Annotated in this window: 21 protein-coding genes and 1 tRNA gene; 2 read left to right on the forward strand and 20 right to left on the reverse strand. The window is 46.9% G+C overall.

Annotated elements, in window-relative coordinates:
* Positions 1-104: 104 nt before the first annotated feature.
* From HRM2_RS11875 to HRM2_RS11945, 15 genes are all read right to left on the reverse strand, one after another.
* Positions 105-536 carry an ACT domain-containing protein gene (locus tag HRM2_RS11875; protein WP_015904250.1) on the reverse strand — a complete coding sequence of 144 codons (432 nt, stop codon included), beginning with the start codon at positions 534-536 and terminating at the stop codon, positions 105-107.
* 59 nt (positions 537-595) lie between these two features.
* A complete protein-coding gene (locus HRM2_RS11880; RefSeq protein WP_015904251.1) occupies positions 596-1900 on the reverse strand; it encodes a phenylacetate--CoA ligase family protein in 1305 nt (434 codons plus the stop codon).
* 319 nt (positions 1901-2219) lie between these two features.
* Positions 2220-2996 (reverse strand): enoyl-CoA hydratase-related protein, encoded by a 777-nt coding sequence (locus HRM2_RS11885; RefSeq protein ID WP_015904252.1) that lies wholly within the window; start codon positions 2994-2996, stop codon positions 2220-2222.
* Between the two features lie 29 nt (positions 2997-3025).
* On the reverse strand, positions 3026-4732 hold the full coding sequence (locus HRM2_RS11890) for an N-acetylmuramoyl-L-alanine amidase (protein WP_015904253.1): 1707 nt from the start codon (positions 4730-4732) through the stop codon (positions 3026-3028).
* A gap of 4 nt (positions 4733-4736) precedes the next feature.
* Positions 4737-7424, reverse strand: coding sequence for a DNA mismatch repair protein MutS (mutS, locus tag HRM2_RS11895; RefSeq protein ID WP_015904254.1), 2688 nt, complete (start codon positions 7422-7424; stop codon positions 4737-4739).
* Between the two features lie 18 nt (positions 7425-7442).
* Positions 7443-7862, reverse strand: a complete 420-nt coding sequence (locus HRM2_RS11900; RefSeq protein WP_015904255.1) for a hypothetical protein — start codon at positions 7860-7862, stop codon at positions 7443-7445.
* A 100-nt stretch (positions 7863-7962) separates the two neighbouring features.
* The gene (locus HRM2_RS11905; protein WP_015904256.1) at positions 7963-8523 is read right to left on the reverse strand and encodes a M23 family metallopeptidase; all 561 of its coding nucleotides are present in this window, start codon (positions 8521-8523) and stop codon (positions 7963-7965) included.
* Between the two features lie 6 nt (positions 8524-8529).
* Positions 8530-8721, reverse strand: coding sequence for a CooT family nickel-binding protein (locus tag HRM2_RS11910; RefSeq protein WP_015904257.1), 192 nt, complete (start codon positions 8719-8721; stop codon positions 8530-8532).
* 34 nt (positions 8722-8755) lie between these two features.
* Positions 8756-9400 carry a metallophosphoesterase family protein gene (locus tag HRM2_RS11915; RefSeq protein WP_015904258.1) on the reverse strand — a complete coding sequence of 215 codons (645 nt, stop codon included), beginning with the start codon at positions 9398-9400 and terminating at the stop codon, positions 8756-8758.
* A 12-nt stretch (positions 9401-9412) separates the two neighbouring features.
* Positions 9413-10135, reverse strand: a complete 723-nt coding sequence (locus HRM2_RS11920) for a UPF0280 family protein (protein ID WP_049770537.1) — start codon at positions 10133-10135, stop codon at positions 9413-9415.
* 5 nt (positions 10136-10140) lie between these two features.
* On the reverse strand, positions 10141-11277 hold the full coding sequence (locus HRM2_RS11925) for a deoxyguanosinetriphosphate triphosphohydrolase family protein (RefSeq protein ID WP_041273228.1): 1137 nt from the start codon (positions 11275-11277) through the stop codon (positions 10141-10143).
* Positions 11278-11318: 41 nt separating this feature from the next.
* The gene (locus tag HRM2_RS11930) at positions 11319-12182 is read right to left on the reverse strand and encodes an Mrp/NBP35 family ATP-binding protein (RefSeq protein ID WP_015904261.1); all 864 of its coding nucleotides are present in this window, start codon (positions 12180-12182) and stop codon (positions 11319-11321) included.
* A 58-nt stretch (positions 12183-12240) separates the two neighbouring features.
* Positions 12241-13014 (reverse strand): DUF4292 domain-containing protein, encoded by a 774-nt coding sequence (locus HRM2_RS11935; RefSeq protein WP_041273229.1) that lies wholly within the window; start codon positions 13012-13014, stop codon positions 12241-12243.
* On the reverse strand, positions 13001-14842 hold the full coding sequence (locus tag HRM2_RS11940; RefSeq protein ID WP_041273230.1) for a tetratricopeptide repeat protein: 1842 nt from the start codon (positions 14840-14842) through the stop codon (positions 13001-13003). Before HRM2_RS11940 ends, HRM2_RS11935 begins: the two co-directional genes overlap by 14 nt.
* Positions 14823-15791: a sigma-70 family RNA polymerase sigma factor gene (locus tag HRM2_RS11945; protein WP_015904264.1), complete on the reverse strand. Its 969-nt coding sequence runs from the start codon at positions 15789-15791 to the stop codon at positions 14823-14825. The genes HRM2_RS11940 and HRM2_RS11945 overlap by 20 nt, the downstream gene beginning before the upstream one ends.
* A 149-nt stretch (positions 15792-15940) precedes the next feature.
* Here HRM2_RS11945 and HRM2_RS11950 point away from each other — a divergent pair.
* Positions 15941-16017 (forward strand) — tRNA-Arg (locus HRM2_RS11950).
* 237 nt (positions 16018-16254) lie between these two features.
* On the opposite strand, the gene HRM2_RS11955 is transcribed toward HRM2_RS11950, so the two are convergent.
* The 5 genes from HRM2_RS11955 to HRM2_RS11980 form a co-directional block, all read right to left on the reverse strand.
* Entirely contained in the window at positions 16255-16962 is a 708-nt protein-coding gene (locus HRM2_RS11955; protein WP_015904265.1) for a PspA/IM30 family protein, read from the reverse strand.
* Positions 16963-17585: 623 nt separating this feature from the next.
* Positions 17586-18905, reverse strand: coding sequence for a hypothetical protein (locus HRM2_RS11960; protein ID WP_015904266.1), 1320 nt, complete (start codon positions 18903-18905; stop codon positions 17586-17588).
* Positions 18906-18953: 48 nt separating this feature from the next.
* Positions 18954-19139, reverse strand: a complete 186-nt coding sequence (locus HRM2_RS11965; protein WP_041273231.1) for a hypothetical protein — start codon at positions 19137-19139, stop codon at positions 18954-18956.
* 688 nt (positions 19140-19827) lie between these two features.
* The gene (locus HRM2_RS11975) at positions 19828-20412 is read right to left on the reverse strand and encodes a DNA-3-methyladenine glycosylase I (RefSeq protein WP_015904267.1); all 585 of its coding nucleotides are present in this window, start codon (positions 20410-20412) and stop codon (positions 19828-19830) included.
* A 207-nt stretch (positions 20413-20619) separates the two neighbouring features.
* Complete coding sequence (locus tag HRM2_RS11980; protein WP_015904268.1) at positions 20620-20838, reverse strand: redoxin domain-containing protein; 219 nt, start codon at positions 20836-20838, stop codon at positions 20620-20622.
* A 412-nt stretch (positions 20839-21250) separates the two neighbouring features.
* Here HRM2_RS11980 and HRM2_RS11985 point away from each other — a divergent pair, with 412 nt between their 5' ends.
* The gene (locus HRM2_RS11985) at positions 21251-21955 is read left to right on the forward strand and encodes a Crp/Fnr family transcriptional regulator (RefSeq protein ID WP_015904269.1); all 705 of its coding nucleotides are present in this window, start codon (positions 21251-21253) and stop codon (positions 21953-21955) included.
* Positions 21956-22029: the final 74 nt, after the last annotated feature.

Consider the following 22029-nt stretch of genomic DNA (forward strand, 5'->3'; position numbering starts at 1 on the left):
CTGCATTGGGCAGAGGCTTTAGCACAAAAGATCGGCTGCAAAAAATTTTCCACAGCCGATCTTTTTTTTATCTGCTTGATTTCTCTCTTACACCCAAAAACGTGTTATAGGCTGTAGACGTCATTGCCCTTTATGACATTGATGCTGTTGCGCGAGAGAATTTCAATGGCCTTGTCAATGTTGTCGAATCTGAAAATCATGATGGCGTTTTTACCATGGGGGTTGGCAAAGGCGTACATATACTCCACATTGACACCCTCCCTGGTGAGGGGATCAAGGACTTGGTTGAGCCCACCGGGATTGTCGTCAACCTCAACGGCAATGACATCGGTTTTTCCGACAGTGAACCCTTCTTGCTTAAGGGCTTTCTCAGCCTTTTCGTTATCGTTGACAATCAACCTCAGAATGCCGAAATCCGTGGTGTCAGCAAGTGAGAGAGCCCGAATATTAACGTTTGCATCCCTCAGGGTTGCGGTTACCTCTGCAAGGCGTCCTGCCTTGTTCTCAAGAAATATGGATATCTGCTCGGCTCGCATATAATTTGCCTCCTTTCTGGTAATTTATGAAAATATTAACTGTTTGCCGGCCATGCCGGTCATATTTTTCGGTTGTCAATAACCCTGACGGCCTTACCCTGACTACGCTCAATGGTTTTGGGTTCAACAAGCCTGACCTTGGCGGAAACCCCCAGGTATTCCTTGATGTCTTTGGAAATTTTGCCTTCCATGATCTGAAGGTTCTTGATCGCATCGGAGAAAATCCGGTCGCTGACCTCAACCCTAACCGTTAGAGTATCAAGATTACCGGATCTGTCAACAACAAGCTGGTAATGGGGGAGGATATTTTCGTTTTTCATGAGAACGTCTTCGATCTGGGAAGGGAAGACGTTTACGCCCCTGATAATGAGCATGTCATCGGTCCTGCCGGACACCTTTTTCATGCGCACATGGGTTCGACCGCAAATACAGGGTTCCGGGTTCAAAGAGGAGATGTCCCGGGTTCTGTATCGGATAATGGGAAAGGCTTCTTTTGTGATGGACGTAAACACAAGTTCGCCGGTTTCGCCGTAGGGGAGAACCTCACCGGTTTCTGGGTTAATGATTTCGGGGATAAAGTGATCCTCAAAGATGTGGAGTCCTTTTTGGGCCTGGATGCATTCGATGCTCACCCCGGGCCCCATAATTTCGGAAAGACCATAGATGTCCATGGCCTTAAGGCCCAGCTTTGATTCGATCTCCGTTCGCATGGTTTCAGACCAGGGCTCGGCACCAAAGATACCGGCCTTAAAACTCAGATCTTTAAACGAGACGCCCATCTCCTCGGCAACCTCTGCAAGGTGAAGGATGTAGGAGGGAGTACCCGTGAGAATGGTGGGCTTAAAATCACGCATGATGATCACCTGGCGCTTTGTGTTGCCGCCCGACACTGGAATGACCGAAGCCCCCAGGCGCTCGGCCCCATAGTGAACCCCGAGGCCACCTGTAAAGAGTCCATAGCCATAGGCATTGTGGAGGATATCATGGCTTGTGGCGCCGCCTGCTGCAAGACACCTTGCCATGAGTTCTGCCCAGGTATCAATGTCTCTCCGGGTGTACCCAACAACGGTGGGGCTTCCCGTGGTGCCTGAACTTGCATGAATGCGGATCACATTTTCCATGGGAACGGCAAACATGCCATAGGGATAGTTGTCCCTGAGATCCTGTTTTGTGGTAAAAGGGATACGCTTAAGATCATCAAGAGTCTTGATATCAGAGGGTGTTATGCCGGCCTTTTTGAAACTGTCACGGTAGAATGGAACCGTTGCATTGACCCGTTCCAGGGTGGTTTTAAGTCGTGAAAGCTGGATGGCCTTCAGGGCCTCCCTTGGCATTGTTTCAAAATCCATGTTGAAAATCGGCATCAGAAAAATCTCCTTTGGCAGTGATACTGTTGTTTAAAAAAATAAAAAAGGGCACAAGGGTTTCACCCCTGGCCCTTAAAATTATAAAACCATGGGTTTCGTTTGTGATTAAGTCCACCCATGGTTTTTATTTTTAGATTATGGTCTGGTTCTTTACACAATCCTTCCATGGGCAGACTTGATAAATCGAAAGCCTGCCTTAAAGAAAAATATAAAATCGAACCTGTTTTCCATTAACAAAATCCTTTCAAAAAAAGTAATTTGTATTCCCTACCGGGAATGGGTCTCTGTGTCAAGGGAAAATAATCATTTAACCATACTATAGGAACTTGGCCTTACGTTTTTCAAGAAAAGCCTGGGTACCTTCCTTTGCATCCGGGCTTGCCAGGCAGAGGGCAAAAGCATTGGCTTCGATTTTTAAGCCGGTTTCAAGGTCAGTTGACAATCCGCTGTTTATGGACTCTTTGGCCGCTTGAATGCAAACCCGGCCCTTGAGGGCCATGGCTTTGGCTGTTTTCATGACTGTTTCCATGAGCGCTTCAGGTGCACACACCTGGTTGACAAGGCCATAGGTCAGGGCGTCTGATGCAGGAAATGTCCTGCCCGTGTAGATGAGCTCTTTTGCCCTGTTGGGACCTACAACCCTTGCCAGGCGCTGGGTACCACCAAAACCGGGAATGATGCCGAGTGTAATTTCCGGAAGTCCAAATACCGCCTTTTCTGAGGCATAGATAAAGTCGCAGGCAAGGGCCACCTCCGTACCGCCGCCAAGGGCAAATCCGTTAACTGCAGCAATGACCGGGATGGGCAGTGCTGCAAGGCGTGCAAAAGTCTTGTGGCCAAGGGTGGAAAACTTTTTGGCACCCAGGGAGTCAAGCTTGGTAATCTCTGAGATATCGGCACCTGCCACAAAGGCTTTATCGCCGGCACCTGTAAGGACAAGCGCCCTTACACCTGGGTCTTGTTCTATCAAGTCAAGGACGGCGTCCATTTCCTGGACCAGTTCATGGTTCAATGCGTTCAGGGCCTTGGGTCTGTTAAAGGTCAAAAGGCCAATGGTGTCGGAAATGTCAAAATTCAAGTGTTTGAATGTCATGATCTACTCCTTTACGCAATAGGTTAGTACTACAAAGTTTGGGGATTGGTTGCCTTTATGTATTGCTCGACCCCGTCAATAATGGCATCGCACAGGTGATCCTGGAAGGATGCAGAGACAAGGCGCTTGCATTCGGTCTTGTTGCTCAAGAAAGCGGCCTCCACGAGAATGGACGGCATTCTGGCACCGAGAAGCACATAGAATGGCGCCTGCTTGACCCCGAGGTTTCTGATATTGGAATACTTTTTTTCAAGTCCTGTGCACATGGACGCCTGAACCTTTGTGGCAAGGCGGCTTGACTCGTTGACTTTTGCGTTCTTCATCAGGTCGTTGAGAATGGATTCAAGGTCACTGATGTTTTTACGGCTGGTTGCATTTTCCCTTGCCGCCATGGTAATGGACTCATCGTCCGTGGCAAGGTTGAGAAAATAGGTCTCCATGCCCGTGAGTTTCTTGTTCTTGGCAGCATTACAGTGAAGGGAGATGAACAGATCTGCATTTTGGGTGTTGGCTATGGCGGTCCGCTCTTCAAGGGTGAGGTAGGTGTCGGTTGATCGGGTAAGGGTGACATCGCATTGCAGACGGTCTCGCATGCGTGCAGCCAGGCGCTTGGAAATTTTAAGCACCACGTCCTTTTCCCAGACATCCTTGAGATAACCCGGGGCACCGGGGTCCTTGCCCCCATGGCCCGGATCAATAACAATTTTCCTAACGCCAAGGACCAGCTGTTTTGTAATGGACGAACTATGGATATTATCCGTTGTCACAAGGGGAGTGGCGGTTTGGGCGACAGGAGTCCTGTCGCTGCTGGCAGCCTTTGACCACACATCAATGACAAGCCGGAACGGATCATTGAGGGAAAAAACCTTGTAGTTGTCAAAGGATTTGATGTCAATGACCACCCGTACCGAATGGGGGGTATGCTGACCTGCTCTAGCCTGGATCAAAAGATCATCGTTGATGGCCGTGTGCTTTGGTACTCCTTTGCCAAGCCTTGTACCTTCAAGGTCAATATAGAGGCGCTGGGGCTTTTTGAGGGCAGGATCCCTTTTGAGCAGATTATGGACAAAGGGCCTGTTTGCATCTGCATCAATGACCACACGGGTGTATTCGGGATTTGACCAGAATCGAAGACCTGTCACCCGGCTGTCCGTTGAATTGGAAACTGGAGCAGCAGGTTCAGGAACGGGTTCAGGTTTCGGCTCAGGTTTTGGTTCGGGTTTCGGTTTTATCCTGGGGGGCGGAAGGGCAATTACAGTGACAGGGGTATTGTGACTCTTGATTGTGCGCTTTTTAAGGGAGGTTTTTTGTTGGGGTCGCTCTTTTTTACTCTCCTGAACCGCAATCAGTTTTAAAAGATGAACAGCTTTGTCTTTGTAAGCGCTTTTGGGATAGTGCCCCTGAATCCGGTTAAGCAGATCAACGGCCTCTGTTTTGTCATTTTTATTCGAGGATCGCTGGCTGAGATCAAGGTAAAGCTGGGCGCTTCGGTACATTCCGGCGGCAGCCCAGGGGCTTTCTGGATGGTCTGAATACACCCGTTGATAGCTTGCAATACAGTTGACCCAGGCCTTTCGAGATTTCAGGTTGTCAGGGTCTTTTTTTAATTCTAAAAAACATCTGTCTGCAGAAATGTACTGCTGCTGGGGCGTCAGGGATGCACAGGAGCATGGAACCATTACCCCTAAAAAAATGAGAACAAAAAGGCCGGTGATGGTTGAACGAAGCGTCTCCATGGTCTTAAATCATCGCCTTTGATCTGATTTTCTGTTTGAGTTCATGGATTAAGTTCAGGGCATCAATGGGTGTCATGGTGGAAATATCGGTCTGGTCAAGTACCTTGATGATCTCGTCGTAGTCGTGGCCTGCAAACAGATCCATCTGCTGCTGCCTGGACCCTGACCTGGCGGAATGGTTGTTTTTTGTCTGTTTTTTGACCTGTTTTTTGTCCTGGGTCACCACCTGATCCGGTGATTGTTCAATGGAGGCAAGGATCTGTTTTGCCTTTGTAATCACGGCATCTGGAACACCTGCCAGGCGTGCCACCTGGATGCCATAGCTCTTGTTGGTACCCCCCGGGACCAGACGGCGCAGAAAAATGATATTGTCGTTGAACTCCTTGACGGCAATGTTGAAGTTTTTGACCCGGGGTTTGAGCTTTTCAAGGCGTGTCAACTCGTGGTAATGGGTGGCAAAAAGGGTTTTGACCCCCTTGCCGTCAAGATCGTGGAGATACTCGGCAACGGCCCAGGCAATGCTCATGCCATCAAAGGTTGAGGTTCCCCTGCCGATCTCGTCAAGGATTACAAGGCTGTTTTCTTTGGCGTTGTTGACAATGTTGGCCGTCTCCTCCATCTCAACCATGAAAGTACTTTGGCCAAGGGAGAGGTTGTCGAGGGCGCCGACCCGGGTAAAGATACGGTCGATGATGCAAAGGTCTGCCCGGGCTGCCGGCACAAATGAACCCATCTGGGCCATGAGGGAGATCAGTGCCACCTGGCGAAGCACGGTGGATTTTCCGGCCATATTCGGCCCTGTGATGATCTGGACCTGGTCACTTGTGTTGTCAAGCCGGATGGAGTTGGGAATGTATCGTTCACCAACCACCATTTTTTCAACCACAGGATGGCGGCCATCCTCAATGTCAAGGACCTGATCTTTATTGAGGGCAGGGCGTGTGTAGTTGTTCTCCTCGGCTGTGGTGGCAAGGGCCAGCACCACATCCACCTCTGCCAGGAACTGGGCTATCTTAAATATGGAAGGGGTTCGTTGAACAATGCTTTCCCTGACCTTGCAGAACAGGGCGTACTCAAGTGATGACCGTCTCTCCTGGGCATTAAGGACCTTGGATTCAACCTCCTTGAGTTCGTCCGTGATGAACCGTTCTGCATTGACCAGTGTCTGTTTTCGGATGTAATGGTCCGGCACCTGCTGGGACTGAATTTTGGAAACTTCGATAAAATACCCGAACACTTTGTTAAATTTGATTTTTAATGAGCTTAACCCGGTCTTTTCTTTTTCTTTGGCGCCGGTTTTTGCGATCCATGATCGGCCGTTTCTGGCAATCTCCAGGATCTCGTCAAGCTCAGGGCTATACCCGTCACAGATAATCCCGCCCTCATTAAGTGCCAGGGGAGCATCTTCCCGGATGGTCTGGTTAATCAGATCAGCCAGTTCAAACAGTTCGGTGGAAACTTTTTCCCTGTCTTCAATGCCATGGCCCTGGAGCAGGGAAGCTGAAAGCTGGTTTAAGTCCTTGAACAAAAGGGGCAGTTTGTAAAGGGAAATCTTGAGAGCTGTAAGGTCCCTAGGGTTTGCATGGCCCATGGAAATTTTGCTGCCCAGGCGCTCAAGGTCGTACACGTCTTTAAGGTGAGTTCTGAGACTGTTGCGAATGCCGGGGTTTTCCTTTGCTTCAGCAACGGCATCCAGCCGGGCCTCTATCCCGTCCATGCTGATCAGGGGGTAGCGTATCCAGGCTTTGAGCAACCGGCCGCCCATGGCCGTTATGGTGCAGTCAAGGACGCTGATCAGGCTTCCTTTTTTGTCGGAGGTCTGGATGTTCTTTAAAAGTTCAAGGTTCCGGCACGATCGATCGTCAATGATGAGATAGGTGTTGAGTTCATACCGTTCAAGGGTGAGGACATGGTCTGTCTCCCTGAGCTGGGTTTCCTGTACATAGGATAAAATGGCGCCGGCAGCGGCTGTTCCTGCCGTAAGATCCTCGCATCCAAACCCCTCAAGGCTCCTGGTTCGAAATTTTTCCTTAAGCCTTTCCCGGGCCGAATCAAGCTTGAAGTTTTCATTGCCGACATAGGAGATCTGAATAGTTTCAAAGGCCTTGATCAGCTGACTGTAGGTGGGGTCTCCCTTAAATGAGGCAGGTAAAAGAAGTTCCTTTGCATCAATTCTGAGGGCTTCGTCAACAAGGGAGAGGGGAACTTTGCCGTTGACGGCGACCGTTTGCGTTGTCCTGAACATACCCGTTGAGATATCCATGCAGGCAAGTCCGGCAGCTCCCTGACAGATGCACAGGGCAGCAAGGAAATTGTTGGATTTTTTATCCAGAAGATCTTCGTTGAGAATCATGCCCGGGGTGATCACCCGGACCACCTCCCGTTTGACAATTCCCTGGGCAGACCTGGGGTCTTCCATCTGCTCGCACACGGCAACCTTTAAACCGCTTTCAATCAGTTTCGCAATGTAGACGTCAGCTGCTCGATGGGGAACCCCGCACATGGGAATGGGGTCCTCCTGGGTCTTGTTCCTTGAGGTGAGTGCAATCTCAAGAACAGGGGCTGCTTTTAAAGCATCGTCAAGGAACATTTCATAAAAATCCCCCATTCGGTAGAAGAGGATAGTATCCGGGTACCTCTTTTTGATTGAGAGGTATTGTTCCATCATGGGGGTTTCTTTTTTAACGGTCATGGCAAACAACGCTTGAAATTATGCCGTCTCCTTTTTTGTCTCAATCACAATCGCCTCTTTCTCTTGCTCTTCCCCCTCTGGTTCCGGTTCCAGCGCATCTTCCCGATTGTAGGGGTCATTCTTGTATTTCTCGAGATCTTTTTTCAGTGAAGCTATCTTTTCAAGATGGGTTTCAATGGTCGCGTTAAGGGATTTAATGGCCTTTTTGGATTTAAGCTTTGCAGACACGCCATAAAAACCTGCCACCAGAAAACCCAACAGCATAAACACACCGTAATAGACAATGTTCTGGACTGCAGGGGCTGTCCAATGCCAGGTTTCAATGCCAAGACTTAAGGAGAGGGCCTGAAAGGCAAAGAAGTACTCCCGGTTCTGGTAGACGATGAGCCCGGCAAATACAAGTATAATGAATCCCAAAAACAGTTTGATTTTTTTCATGAGCAATCTCCATTCTATTCATTGACAAATTTCTAAGTTAAAATGCATTGGGATCATAGATCAAATTTTTCTTTTTTTCAATTACTCTTTTCATTCCATGCTAAACCATGGGGTTGAACAATTTCACCATTTCAGGGTCTGGCTCTCCCATGACCTGCCAGGTGATCTTTGGGTCGGGTATCTGTTGTGCAATTTCCATGAGGGAAATATGAAGATGACAATGTATTCCCGACTTTTTTCCGGTGGTGTCTGCAATCGTGCCGACAATATCACCCGGGTCAACCTTTTTCCCAGGAGAAATTGTGCCAGGCACTTTTAGATGGGAGTAGACACTCACCTGTCTTGATTGTTTGTTTGAGCAATGCCTTACAATCACTGATCGGCCCAGGAAATCGTCACACACATTAATGACCGTGCCGCTGGCCATAACCGGAACCCGGGCTGAGGAGTCCAGCCATTCCCGGTTGCCGGATCGATTCTTAAATATCCCGATATCCAGGCCTTCGTGGGTGGCGTGGCGGGTACCAAAATCCGCCCACCATTTTCTCCTGCTTAAGAAAAGCATGCCCTGGTAAAAAAACCATTGCCCGGAATCTGAAACAGGTAGGTGGTTGATCCGGACAATGGTGTCAAGGTAAACAGTAATGGGTGGTAATTTCATTGGTTTTTACTGCGCCCTGAGGACAATTTTATGGGCCATGAGATTGATGTCTTCAATGGTTCCATCAACTTCTTGACTATCTCCCAGAAGGCCTCTCAGGAGAAAACGATTTTCACCGCAGGGGGTTATTGCTGCAACATTTTCCATGACAAGGGTTTCGGTCCCATTGTTCTTGATATATACATTGGATTCACACATGATCTTCTCCTTTTTTTACCGGTTTTTTACCGGTTTATAAATGAACCATCTCTATCCGGGGTTGGTGGTTCGTGTCATAATCAATAATCGCGCCGCTGGTTTCCCGGCTCAGGGCGCAGTTTACCACAAGGGTCTGCCCAAGAGAACTGAAACCTGCGTCCTCGTGGATGTGCCCGCATAGCACCATCCTGGGAGAACGATGGCGAATGAGGTTTAAAAGTCCCCTGGAGCCTGCATGGAAACGACCTCCCACACGGTCCTGGGTGCCAAGGGGCGGGGGATGGGCCACCACAATTGTGTTTTTTGAAACAAGGGGTGCTATAATTTTAAGTAGATGGTTTTCCCGCAGACAGATTCTTGACCGAAAGGGAAGGGGAATGGTGCCGCCGATACCGGTAAAGTTGACTGTTCCCATGGAAACGGTTGCCATATGAAGGGATCTCATGCCGGGTGTGTTGTTGATGAGTCCATCAATGCGGGAACGATCGGAGTTCCCACGGATGCACAGCATGGGAACCGCCATGGCTGCAAGTTTGCGAACCACGGGTCCTGCACCGGTGAAATTGGTGATATCACCGGCCACAACCACAACATCGGGTTGAAGTCGTTCAATGGCTGTTCCTACCCGCTCCAGTCGCTCGGCCTTGCCGTGGATGTCTGCAACCGCATAAATTTTCATGAAAGGTCTCCTTTAAAGGCGAACAAGTTCCAGGTCTCCCCAGGCGCCCATGGTTCGCCCCTTGATGATGATGATACCGGTGACTCCGGGAATCTTAACACCCCTGTCAATTGCCACCTGAACGTCAGAGGCTGTTTGAACCAGATTTCCAAGGGCTGTGGCCGCTGCATCGGCAAGGGCACAGGACGGTGAGAGAACGGTTACGGCATCTGCTTGTCCAAAACTTGTTGAATGGCCAAGGGTTCCAGATGAGGTGCAAAGGGCCGTGGGAACACCCCTGTCCTGGATGCGAACCCCTGTTCGCATGCTCAAGGGAGAATCGCCGGCATAAATGCTGAACACAACCTCTTTTTCAAGCTTCATGAAAATATCTCCCCCATTTTCAACAATAACTTCAGGAGAGTCGTCCAGGAGCACCCTGCCGGTAAACTCAGCAACAGCACCTGCAACCGCAGCCATGGGGCCCACATTGGCCAGGGTTGCAGCTTGGATCATCTCCATTGCAATGGTGGGTGTGGGAAATTTTGCCTTGACCGGTACAAGGGAGGTTAAAAACAACGGGTCTGTTTGAATGTAGGATTCGATCATCTGCCGTGCCCGCAGAACCGCCCGGACAGCTATTTCAGCAAGATCCGTTCCAGCCTGGATGTGGAGATCCGTCTCCTTAACTGTTGCCTTGAACGATACAAGCCCTTTTCTGTTTGACAGGTTTCGATAGGTCCGGTTCTGGAACATGGGGGTCATCTCTCAATGGCGACGGGCTGCATGGCAGCGGGTGCCTGGCGAATGAAAAAAGAATCGGTCATTCCGGCTATGAAATCTCTGACAATCTCGACGTTCGAATGGGTGGCCAGGTAACCATGGCCAAGGCCGTCATAAAAATGTCTCAGAGCAGGCAGGGTTGGATTATTGGTCTCAAGGTCGTTAAGGTAGGTCTCAAAAAGATAGAGATAAATCTGCTTGACTGGTTTGAGGTGTTCCTTGATATCCGTATCCGAGTAGATCCTGGCGTAGTTGAAAGCCTTTAACTGCCTGAGGGCCTCTGAAACCTCCTGGGTAAAGGCAAGAAAGGGTTCACCAAAGCTGTTTGAGATCAGGTCTGTCACCAGGTTAAATACAATGGTGCCGTTGGTATCACCCAGTACCTTTCTGGACAATCCGGGCAGTTCCTTCCTCGTTATCATGCCCAGGCGTATGGCATCTTCCATATCCCGGCCCACATAGGCAATGGTATCGGCGATTCGTACGACACACCCTTCCAGGGTCATGGGAATGGGATCTGGCCGTTCAATGGTTTTCATCTGGACAAGGGTTTTGTCAAATCCTGTGAAATCTTTTTTACGCTCGGGTTTAAGATCGGCCGAGTGGACTTCACCGTTGTGGCACAGGATGGCGTCAAGGGTCTGGAGGGTAAGGTTCCACCCCCTGCCGTTGCGCTCAAGCTGTTCAAGAAACTGAATACTCTGCAGGTTGTGGTGAAAGTAGCCGGCTCTATTGTCAAAACAAAGTTTTGAGAGCATCTGCTCACCGTCATGGCCAAAGGGCGGGTGGCCAAGATCATGGCCAAGACTTGCCGCTTCGATCAGGTCCTCGTTGAGCCCGAGATAACGACCAATGGTTCTTGCTATCCTTGACACCAGCTGGACATGGAGAACCCGATGGGTAAGATGATCATTTTTTATAAGGGAAAACACCTGGGTCTTGTCGATGTACCGGGTGTAGGCAAGGGAGTTAAGAATGCGATCCGCATCAAGGCTGAACGACTGGCGATAGACCTTGTCTGAACGTTGTTCAGGGGATCTGCGCAGGGCATCTGCGCTAAACGAGGCCAGGGGGGATAAAAATTTCCTTTCACGCTTGTCAAGGAGATCTTTCATCCACCCCGGTTTTGTGTCAGTTGGTTTCAATCAGCCTCGGTTTAAAGCTGTTTGGTGATATTTTCAACCACGGTTTCAAACGCCTTGGAAAAAGGGGATCCCTGATCGTTCATGACAAGGGGAACACCTGCATCCCCGGATTTGACGACTTCAATGTCAAAGGGAATTGATCCAAGAAAATTCAAGCCTTCTTTGTCGGCAGTCACCTTTCCACCGCCGCTCTTAAAAAGCTCTATGGTTTCGTTGCAGTGGGGACATTTAAACGGCCCCATGTTTTCCACAAGGCCCAGCACCTGCATCTTTACCGTACGGCAAAATGAGATGGATTTTCTCACGTCTGCCAGTGCCACCTCCTGGGGGGTGGTAACAACAACGGCCTTGGCGTCCTTGATGGTCTGAACCACGGTCAGGGGTTCGTCACCCGTGCCTGGAGGGGCATCAATGATGAGAAAATCAAGATCGCCCCAGTCCACTGAGCCGACAAACTGTTTGATCATTCCGGTTTTGGCAGGGCCTCTCCAGATGATGGCCTGGTCCTTGTCCTGCATCAAGGCCTGGATGGAGACGACCTCCAGGTTTTCCCCTATTTTTTTGGGAAGCAGAAGCTTGTTTGGAGAAATATCCAGCAGCTCTGTCATTCCAAACATCTGGGCGATGGAGGGGCCATGGAGATCCACATCCATGAGACCTGTCTTAAATCCTTTCTTGGCAAGGCTTGCTGCAAGGTTGGCAGATACGCTGCTTTTGCCAACGCCGCCTTTACCGCTCAGGACAAAGATTTTATTCTTGATCTTTGAAAGGGAGGTTTTGATCATCTCTTCCTGCTGATCTTCCTGGGATTTTTGTTTTTGCTGGGAAGGGCATCCCCCGCCTTTTTTGGCCTTGTCCATGTTGTCGTAAAGCATAATATCTTACCTCTCCGGTGGTTTAGGGTTATAAACAATAACCCCATGATAATTACCATTATTCAGTTTCTGTCAAGGCAAATACCGATGCTTTTACCGGAAGATCCGGGTAAAAATTGTTGATTTGAAGGGTCATGGTTCTACCGGAAGGATCTTTGACAAGGGTTGTCCCGGGAACAAGATAGGATCCAAAGGATTTAAATTCTGATCGATTAACCTGGTATACAAGATTTCCGTCCCGTCCCACAACTTCATATTCAACGACCTGATCATTGGTATCAAATTGAACCCTTCCAATGATTCCCCTCCATTTTCGTGACAATAAAAGCTTTGCTGCAAAGGGTTTTATGGTGGTTGACAGGCGTTCCTGGTCAAAGGGTTCCAGGGGAAGTTTTCCAGATAAAAGGGAGATGATCTCCCGGATGTGAATCGGCAAATCCACCATGGATTTCAACGAAGGGTTAGGAGCCTTGACGGTATGGCGCTGGTGTCTACCCGTGTGGGAGATGAAGGTAACCTTTTCTCCGTCTGCAACAATGGTTTCAACGGGAATGCCGGTTTCAAGGATGGTAAGGCGGATTTTGTCGGGTACCAGGGCGGCCCAGGCGATCTTAAACCGCTGCCTTGTGCTGCCGTTGACAAGGATGATAATGCCAGTCCCTTTGACCGTTTCAAGCCCCTGGTTAAGGGTCCTGACCTCCTGGGCAAGGCGTGCCGCCCTGGGATCTTCCTCCCTTGCTTTGCCGGTCATGATACCGGCACATCCTGAAACAAGGAAAACCATGGTACTCACCAGGAGAACGAAAAAAATAGACTGTCTATCTCGGCCCATTCAACTGCTCTTCCATATTACGAATTTTGGCGTCCAGGTCAGGCATGGCGGTCTTTGACTTTGACCTGGCCTTTTTATAAGCTTCAAGGGCTTTTTCCAGGCGGTTGTCCTTTTGATAGGCGTCCCCCAGATGCTCAATGATAACTGGATCACCCTGGGTCAGTTGAACGGCCTTTTCAAGAACGGAAACTGCCTCTGCGAACTGCGCCTTCTTGTAATAGACCCAGCCAAGGCTGTCGGTGATAAACCCATCATCGGGTTTAAGGCTCAAGGCCTTCAGGATAAGTGATTTTGCAACATCCAGGTTTTCACCAAGATCTGCATAGGTGTAACCAAGGTAGTTAAGGGCGTTTGCGTTGTCTGGATCAAGTTCAATTGCCCGTTTCATGGACTGGATGCAGGCCTGCTTTTGCCCAAACTTATCCTGGACAACCCCCAGCCTGAAAAAAAGGTCCACGGCGTCTGGATAAAGATTGATTCCCTCGTTTAAAAGGTTGATTGATTTTTCATATGCCTCTTCCCCTTCGTAAAAAGCGGCAAGGTAGGTAATGATATCCATATCCTCTGGAAGTTCACGATGTTTGACCTCCAGGAACCCAATGGCTTTTTCCGTCTGCTCGTTTTCATTGTAGGAAAAGGCAATGTGTACAATGCTCTTTTTGTAGTATTCCGAGTCGGGTTTTACCTTTAGAAAGTGATGGATGGCCTTTCGGGTCAGTTTCAGGGAATCATAGGAGACACCTGCCAGGAACTCAAGAGTCGAATCTTCTGGAGCACCCTTGAGCATCCCTGTAAAAACAATGGCTGCGTCATTGAATCTTTTGTTTCCCAGCAATTCCCGTGAGGCAAACCTGATGAAACTCGGGTCTTCCATATTTTTTTTGCCAATGGCGGCAAGCATGTCTGAAGCCTTATCCTCTTCACCATGGTAGTGGTAAAAAAGCGGCAGTTCAAGTCCTGCCTGGATGTTGTTTTCATCTATTTCAAGAATTTCATTGTAGAGCTTAATTATCCTTGGAATGGAGTCTTTGGTTTCCGGGGTCTGGTATATGTTGATCAGTTCAAATCGTGGTTCCAGAAGCTCTGGGTGGAGCTTTATGGTCTTTAAAAACTCTTTTTCAGCATATTCCGGGTTGTTTCTTATAATATGAATTCTGCCGAGAAAAAAATGGGCCGCATAGGAGTCGGGAACATGCTTAACCATGTTCGTATACAGGTTAAACGCCTCATCCATGTTGTCGGCATCCATATAAATCTGACCCAGTGGCAGGTAGGCGTTCTCCTGATCTGGGTTCAGTTGCAGGATTTTCTGGTAAATATCTGTTGCCTCACTGATCTGGTTGAGCATCTGTTTGAGTTTGGCAAGAATGAAAAGGGAATCGGTATCTTCCGGATCAATAGCCACAAGATCCTGTGCGGTTTCAAGGGCCTTTGTCGTGTCTTTTTTATGCAGATAAAGGGCTATCAATTCTTTCATTAAAAATGAGGATTCCGGATCTATCTTCACCGCCTTGAGCAGCTCATCAATGGACTTGTCGAATTCCCCTGTTCTCTTGTAGAGTTCCGAACGGGTGTAGTAATAGTAGGAGGACGCCTCAATTTCCTCCCCGGCGGAAACGGCAGGTTTTACAGCTGGCATTGCAGGCGTTTCAATGGCCTTGGATTCAACAGCTTTGACAATCTTGGGCGACTGTGTGCAGCCTGCACCCAGAAAGGCCAGCACCAGAACAACATGCAGACAAATCCACGGCAGTCTTTGCCTGTCACGGCCGAATTCAACGCCGGGCAATAGGTTCGGACCAATAAATTTAATTCTGGCTGTGGTCATAGACGTCAAAATCGGGCATTTCATTTTTAAAGTATTCTTTCATTTTTTTGATGATGTTGTTTTCGATCTGCCTGACCCGTTCCCGGGAGATGTTGTACTCCTCACCGATCTCCTGAAGGGTCCGGGGTTCGTCTGAAAAAATTCTCTTGGAAAAGATCTCCATCTCCCGCGGGTTCAGGGTGGCGGTAAACTTTTTGACCCTTACATGGAGAATGTCCTCGATCTCTTTGCGTGCAACCCTGTCTTCGGTGGAGTCGCTTTCCACATTGATAAATTCAATTCGTTCAGTATCAGAGTCATTCCTGAGGGGTTCGTCAAGGGAGAGATCCCAGCCATCCAGCCGTTGATCCATTTCAATAATTTCCTGTTCCGACACCCCCATCCGCTCAGAAAGAAGCTTGGGTCCCGGGTCAAATCCCTCGTCAATGAGCTTCTGCTTTTCTTTTTTCAGTCGGAAAAAAAGCTTACGCTGCCCCTGGGTGGTCCCGATTTTCACAAGACGCCAATTGTCCATGATAAATTTCAGGATATAGGCCTTTATCCAGAAAGATGCATAATAGGAAAATTTAACATTTTTATATGGATCAAACTTTTTAACGGCTTTGACAAGGCCGATATTGCCTTCCTGGATAAGATCCAGAAGGTTCTGCATCCAGATGCGTTGAAAATCAAGGGCAATTTTCACCACAAGCCTTAAGTTGGACGTCACCATCACATATGCGGCATCACTGTCGTTTTCCTCTTGTATCTTGGTCCCGAGATTCACCTCCTCTTCCCTTGTAAGGAGCCTGTACCGATTTATTTCGGCAAGGTAGCTCTGCAGGGGATCAGCCTTTACAAGGGCCTTGGAGGACGAAGTATTCTTCTTAACCTTGGGTACAAGGTAACCTCTTCTTACATATGTGTCGTCAGTATCGTCAACGGGTATAGCTGATTTTGTTTTACTCATAAGTGTCCCTGTAACTATTTCTTAGGGTTAAAATGTATCCTTACTATAGTATACTAAAAACGTTTAAATATCGATTAAAAAAAATAAGAGCTGGATTCATTTTTTCTATGGACACACCTGGGGCGATTTGCTATAAGTATTTCTTGTTTGCGCCTGTAGCTCAGCTGGATAGAGCAACGGACTTCTAATCCGTAGGTCGTAGGTTCGAGTCCTACCAGGCGCACCATTTAGAACAAGGGCTCTCGGGAAAAATTTCCTGGAGCTTTTTTTGTTTGTCCGGTCAACTTCCGGTCCTTGGAAAATCTTCCTTCTTTCAATTGGGATTTCAGCTGCACCCCGTCAATCTGCCCTATCTGCAGGTTGACACCATATCACTATTTTCGCCTTTGGGATAGGACTCAATTTTCATTGTGCTATTTGGCCGTTTTTTTGACATGGCGTTATGAACAGGCCTGATATTCCCTTACTTTATTTGTTTGTCCATTTCCATGCGCTGTTTGAGTGCATCAAGCATGGCTGATCCCTTGGCTTGTTTGTCCACAAGGGCCAGGTCTATCTCCCTGTCCATGGTATCTGTCTGGGCGGCAATATCCCCATAGGCCGATGCCAGGGATTCTTCCTCTTCTACCCTTTCTTTCATCCTTTCGAGCAGGGCGATGGTTCCCGAGGAGTCAATGGATGCAAGCTGGGCGTTGATTCGTCGGGTGGATGATGCTGTCTTTGCCCTTGCCTTGAGGGTGGCAAGCTCGTTCTCATAGGTTGAAAGGGTCGCTTTTTGCTTTGCAACCCCTGTGTTGAGGGTGATTGCCAGAACTTCATGATTTTTTGCCTCATTGCCCAGTCTTTCGGCTTCCAATGTGAGCTTTGCCTGTTCCTCCAGGGCCAGGGTTGCAAGTCGTTCAGCTTCAGCGGTATCCAGGGAACCTTCTTTGGCAGTGAGGAGCAGTTTTTTTGCCTTGTTCTCGTAGTCTGCTGCCATCTGCTGTTTTCCATTGGCTTCCTTTCTTGTTCGGATGGCCATGGCCTTGACCTGTGCCAGGCTCTCCATGGCGGCAGTCAGATCTTTTTTTAAATCCCGTATGCCCTGTTCGGTCATTTTAATGGGATCTTCCAACTTGTCCATGACAGAATTGATATTTGATTCGCCTATTTTGAAAAATCGTTTAAGCATTGATTTTCTCCTCGTTTTTTGGTTTTGTGCATTTTGCCGGTTAATCTGTTCTGGATGCACTCTATCAACTTGGAAGGATATAGCGAGGACGAAACAAACAGGAAAACGACAACCCCCTCTATTTCAAGGGGCTCAGCTCCATTCTATGCTGCTCAGGTGCTTTTTTATTGAGGGAAATTTTGGATGTGTTCTAAGCGGCTCGATACTCACCAAAATTACTGCAGATCAAAACTCAAAACAAACGAACCCTCCGGGAGCACCCTTTGATCGAATCTGCTGCGTTTCCGGACATTTGCAGTAGACGACTATAGCTGTATGTCGGCGCTTTGCATATCTGGCCAAAGGGCACTTGCAACTTTTAGATTTCATTCAATCGGTCCGTTGGCAGTTCTTCCCATTACAATCGACGGACAATACGAGCCGTATGAATCGATAGATTCACTTAGGGTTCTGTGAGAACTTAGAGAGGTGCGGTTCCCCCAGACAACTAACCAACGCTTCCAAGCCTACACCGACGCAATATGTTTTACCGGTGTTTGGCTTGGACATATTTTAGGATTTTAATAACTTTTCATACAAACAGGCAATCCCGAAATTTGAGTTAAGTCATTCCAGAGTTAAATCTAAAAACAATCACGCGGCGGTTTTGATTCCGAAGGATCAAACACTTTCATATAGCCTGCTCTCATTTTAGAGTTAATCTCAGGCGCCACTTTTTGCACACGATCCATAAAGTCAACCAAATTCATTTCACTAATAGTATAAGGATCAGGCATACGAAAGACTTGCATAAGATCGTATATATCTATGGTCGGTATAGTATCTTTCGCCAATTGATCCACCCTAGCGAAAAGCGGAGCATGTTCTTGCGGTATGTGAGTATTGAAATTGATTAAACCATCGCAGGTTAAACAGTTAAAAACATGCATCCAACCGAATTCCTGCCGATCAACTTTGCCAATATTTGTAATTCCCATTTCAATCAACGCAGGTTTGTAAAAAGGTCCTTTCCAATAATCATGGCCACCATATATATCAGACGTTTGGTTGAATATATTTTTTAACATAACATTTGAACCATGTTCTGCCCATGCTTCATGAAAAGCAGTGTATGTTTTTGCTTGCAACCCATCATGCGTTCCTCCATGCACAATCAGCTGCCACGCAAGGTTATCCTCACCTTTAGAATAACCATAAGCCCAAAGATGCATTAACTCGTGATAGAGAGTATTAAACGTGATTTGACCATCAGCATATAGGCTGTTTCTTTGACTGTTTTTAACTAAGTACACACAGTTGTTGATCGGACTGCAATACGACATTTCACCCAAATCGGGTATCAGTTCATTATTATGTGGGTATTTTACAGCAATCTTTTTGGCGAATGGCTGTCCCATTTGAGATAAATGTTTTCGTAATTTTTCACATCCATAGAAGATAGAAGCATGCTCATACAAATAGCCGCTGGCCTTTTTACCTATGCTAATAGTTCCATAGTCAAATTCGTAATCACCACCGCCCGTGTTTCTTTCATTGGATTCTTTTAACGTATAGAAATCTGATTTGTAGGTTAATCTCGACACATGGGTAAGAATGCCATTCAATGCTATGTTATTTGCGTTGTTTACCACACCAATGGGTTTTAACAAGGTGAGTGCTTTAGATAAAAGGCTCGCATTCTCACCATAGACAACCGTATTCTTATTTTTAAACTGCACTTCAACCCTTATCTTTCGTTTGCTAGCATCCTTTTTCTTGCGCATAACAAAAGAGCCATCTGCAGCGGTAGTTACTGTACCCCAACTATTCCAGCGTATTCCTTCGTTAGCAGAAATTTTAATTGTAGCGCCACTTAGCGGTACCCACTTGTCACCATCTTTGTAACTAAGGGGGAGTTCTCTTAGTTTTAAAGTTCCTTTAATTATCCATGTTTTCTGTGCCATTGACCCGTCTCCTTTTTACCCAAACACTTCTAAAGTGCCTGTTAAAATTCATGGTGTTGCCCATGCTGTACAAATAAAAATGCTATATCCAGATTTAACAAAAAAGAATGCCTTTTCAGCAGTCGTAACATTATCTTTAATATCTCGGGGGGTATCATTTTCCAAACAGAGTTTCAGCTTTTTTGAGGAGAGAAACTTATCTAAAAAATTTGTAAAGGAAGCCATATTCTTCATAAAACCTCCTGAAAGACCTTAATCTAATTATGGATTGAAAAAATGGAAATTTTTATTCTAATTTATACTCAGGTATAAAAATTATACCACGATGTGGTAATGTCAAGGTCGAGATATTTAAAATATTCTTTAAAAACAGACTATAACTCAACTATCAGTTTTCTTATAGCCGGCACGGCCGGAGCGAGGTATGGCTCTGGCCTCAACGAATTTTGAAACGCCATCATTGACAATGCTTTGGCGAGTGTTTCATATAAAGACGTTAACTTTATGGATTATAATGAAAGCATCCATCCTGGCTGCAAACAAAATCAATCCTGCTGTCACCCAAGATTTTCTCGACCACGAAAGCCTCATCTCCACTCAGAAGCTTGTGGTCCACAGCGGTAGACACACAGAAGCTCAAAACCCGCACCAGTCGAGGGGTACAGCTACCCATTCATATTTGCGTAGTGTGTAGAAAATTAGGGGGTATATCAGATGGATTTTATCTTTTGATGAGGATTGTTTTTTGAATATGATATCTCTAATTTGTAAAACTCAATGATACCTAAAAAAAGAATGGCAGGGGAGAGTGGACGCCAAATCAGGAAAAATGGTTAAAGTTAAATGGTATAAAGCAGAGCTTGATGCGGCTGAAAAACTGGTCAAGGGGTGTCATGGATTATCATTAACCTGTTTGTCGACATCAAGGGGCAGGGCACTGGTAAGATTTGACTTCTTTGTGGCGGAAGCAGTCCGTTGTGTGATCGTTTACCATGCCTGTTGCCTGCATAAATGCGTAGCAGATCGTTGGGCCTACAAAGTTAAATCCACGCTTTTTTAAGTCCCGGCTCATCATTTCAGATATTTCTGTTTTTACAGGAAGTTCTGCCATGGATTTCCATTCATTTTGAACCGGGATGCCGTCAACATAGCGCCAGAGATATGAGCCCAATGAACCGAAATCCTCCTGGATTTTAATAACACCCTGTGCATTCTTGATGGCTGATTCGATTTTCAGGCGATTGCGCACGATGCCGGGATTGGAAAGCAGGCGTTGCACATCTGTTTGAGTATAACCGGCTATGGCCTCACAATCAAAAGAGTGAAATGCCTCTTTGTAATTTTCCCGTTTTTTCAGAATAGTAAGCCAGCTCAGCCCGGCCTGGGCACCTTCAAGGATCAGAAATTCAAACAGGCGTTGGTCATTGTGAACAGGAGTGCCCCATTCATCATCATGGTAAGCGACGTACAACGGATCATTTCCACACCATACACATCGGTTCTTCATTGTCCATGTCCTTTTAAGTGTTAATGATTCAAGGCCTGTTTTCAAAGTTGTTCGTTGAGTGACAGGCTGTTCCCACGATCATATGATCTTTTTCATAAACGCAACGATTTCAGCAGGCTCAGGCCTGGTGTGATGATCTGGATGCACTTCAGTGCTCCGGACGATTCCCCTGGTGTCCACAATAAAACTTCCGGTCATGGGCAGTCCTCAGGAATTATTACCATTAAAACGCAGAAGATCAATACCATATCCACGACTGTACAACTCTCTGAGTTTTTCAAGAAGTTTAACGTTTATTCCCAATTTGTCGGCAACCTTGTTACCTTCATCAGCCAGTACGGGAAAGGTGAGTTTGTGCTTCCTCACAACCTGTTTTGAATATTTATTCAGCTGGCCACTATCATGGATTGTTTCTTTGTCTGGCACATTTATCTTGAATGAATGTTCAAATTAAAACCCAGGGTATTGATTGTCCATATTTTTCTTGAACAATCATTCAAAAAAAATATTGACAACCAACCGGATGTCGTTTAACTTGAATGTTCAATCAAAGTTGAAACCGATAATAACATAAACCTGTGGAATTTTATGGTGAACCACGATATGCTAAAAATTAATTTTCTTTCCACCGCTCCTTTACATCGTTTCTTCTGGATTAAGCATGATGGTTTCCGGAGTCGTTATATGTTGTCTCAATGGGTTGCTGACCCAATCCATGTCATTAAAAAATATGAAAATTAAAAGAGATCATCCAGGGGATGGTTTTTTGAAACCCGAGAACCAAACGGGAACTGAAACATACTATCAGATGAATGCGTTGCATTAACCGAGGAAAAAAATGACCTGTCTATGTCAACAACTGGCCGGTGATGATATTGAACTATCACCCGTCTGTATCGGGAATCACTGGATATTTAAAAACCTTGAGCCCGAAGAAATAAAAGCCCTAAGCCACGAGGCCATGAGAAAAAAGTTAACCAAAGGTCAATCCCTTTTCTTACAGGGCGACCCTGCCGATGAAATGTTTCTGATCAAAGGGGGACATATCAAGCTTTCCAAGGTCCTTGCGGACGGCACGGAACTGATGCTCGATATACGAAAGCCAGGCGATTTTGTTGGGGAAAATATGTTTTCTGAAGAAAGCCTGTACCCGGTGAGTGCTTTTTGCCTTGAAGATACATTGACCTGCGGTTTCAGTCGGAATCAGTTTGAAGAGCTTGTGCTGCAGTATCCCAAGGTCGGCCTCCGGATCATTAAAACTCTTAGTGAAAGGATTTCCAGCCTCACCGATCGTGTCGGCAGCCTTGCAGCGTCAAATATTGAAGACCGGCTCTATCGGGTACTATGCAACGTTGCAAAAGAGCATGGTGCTAAAAGTTCCCAGGGCATAGTAATTCAGTTTCCCCTGACCCATGAGGATCTTGGGTTTTTAACCGGCGCCCATAGAGTCAGCATTACCCGGGCCATGAAAGCACTAAAAAAATCGGGAAAAATTCTTCTTAAAGGCAAACGACTCATCCTGCCCACCTTAGAAATGGCCTGATATTTTTCTACTTGTTTTTTTTGTAAATTGTAACATCTGCTACAGAATTCTTTGAAAAGAAGCCATATACTGTC

This window comes from Desulforapulum autotrophicum HRM2 (assembly GCF_000020365.1).
Taxonomy (GTDB): Bacteria; Desulfobacterota; Desulfobacteria; order Desulfobacterales; family Desulfobacteraceae; genus Desulforapulum; species Desulforapulum autotrophicum.

Excerpts from the sequence above, each read along its gene's own strand:
- HRM2_RS11875 (WP_015904250.1), bottom strand. The coding sequence starts at position 536 with ATGCGAGCCGAGCAGATATCCATATTTCTTGAGAACAAGGCAGGACGC.
- HRM2_RS11880 (WP_015904251.1), bottom strand. The coding sequence starts at position 1,900 with ATGCCGATTTTCAACATGGATTTTGAAACAATGCCAAGGGAGGCCCTG.
- HRM2_RS11885 (WP_015904252.1), bottom strand. The coding sequence starts at position 2,996 with ATGACATTCAAACACTTGAATTTTGACATTTCCGACACCATTGGCCTT.
- HRM2_RS11890 (WP_015904253.1), bottom strand. The coding sequence starts at position 4,732 with ATGGAGACGCTTCGTTCAACCATCACCGGCCTTTTTGTTCTCATTTTT.
- mutS (WP_015904254.1), bottom strand. The coding sequence starts at position 7,424 with ATGACCGTTAAAAAAGAAACCCCCATGATGGAACAATACCTCTCAATC.
- HRM2_RS11900 (WP_015904255.1), bottom strand. The coding sequence starts at position 7,862 with ATGAAAAAAATCAAACTGTTTTTGGGATTCATTATACTTGTATTTGCC.
- HRM2_RS11905 (WP_015904256.1), bottom strand. The coding sequence starts at position 8,523 with ATGAAATTACCACCCATTACTGTTTACCTTGACACCATTGTCCGGATC.
- HRM2_RS11910 (WP_015904257.1), bottom strand. The coding sequence starts at position 8,721 with ATGTGTGAATCCAATGTATATATCAAGAACAATGGGACCGAAACCCTT.
- HRM2_RS11915 (WP_015904258.1), bottom strand. The coding sequence starts at position 9,400 with ATGAAAATTTATGCGGTTGCAGACATCCACGGCAAGGCCGAGCGACTG.
- HRM2_RS11920 (WP_049770537.1), bottom strand. The coding sequence starts at position 10,135 with ATGTTCCAGAACCGGACCTATCGAAACCTGTCAAACAGAAAAGGGCTT.
- HRM2_RS11925 (WP_041273228.1), bottom strand. The coding sequence starts at position 11,277 with ATGAAAGATCTCCTTGACAAGCGTGAAAGGAAATTTTTATCCCCCCTG.
- HRM2_RS11930 (WP_015904261.1), bottom strand. The coding sequence starts at position 12,182 with ATGCTTTACGACAACATGGACAAGGCCAAAAAAGGCGGGGGATGCCCT.
- HRM2_RS11935 (WP_041273229.1), bottom strand. The coding sequence starts at position 13,014 with ATGGGCCGAGATAGACAGTCTATTTTTTTCGTTCTCCTGGTGAGTACC.
- HRM2_RS11940 (WP_041273230.1), bottom strand. The coding sequence starts at position 14,842 with ATGACCACAGCCAGAATTAAATTTATTGGTCCGAACCTATTGCCCGGC.
- HRM2_RS11945 (WP_015904264.1), bottom strand. The coding sequence starts at position 15,791 with ATGAGTAAAACAAAATCAGCTATACCCGTTGACGATACTGACGACACA.
- HRM2_RS11955 (WP_015904265.1), bottom strand. The coding sequence starts at position 16,962 with ATGCTTAAACGATTTTTCAAAATAGGCGAATCAAATATCAATTCTGTC.
- HRM2_RS11960 (WP_015904266.1), bottom strand. The coding sequence starts at position 18,905 with ATGGCACAGAAAACATGGATAATTAAAGGAACTTTAAAACTAAGAGAA.
- HRM2_RS11965 (WP_041273231.1), bottom strand. The coding sequence starts at position 19,139 with ATGAAGAATATGGCTTCCTTTACAAATTTTTTAGATAAGTTTCTCTCC.
- HRM2_RS11975 (WP_015904267.1), bottom strand. The coding sequence starts at position 20,412 with ATGAAGAACCGATGTGTATGGTGTGGAAATGATCCGTTGTACGTCGCT.
- HRM2_RS11985 (WP_015904269.1), top strand. The coding sequence starts at position 21,251 with ATGACCTGTCTATGTCAACAACTGGCCGGTGATGATATTGAACTATCA.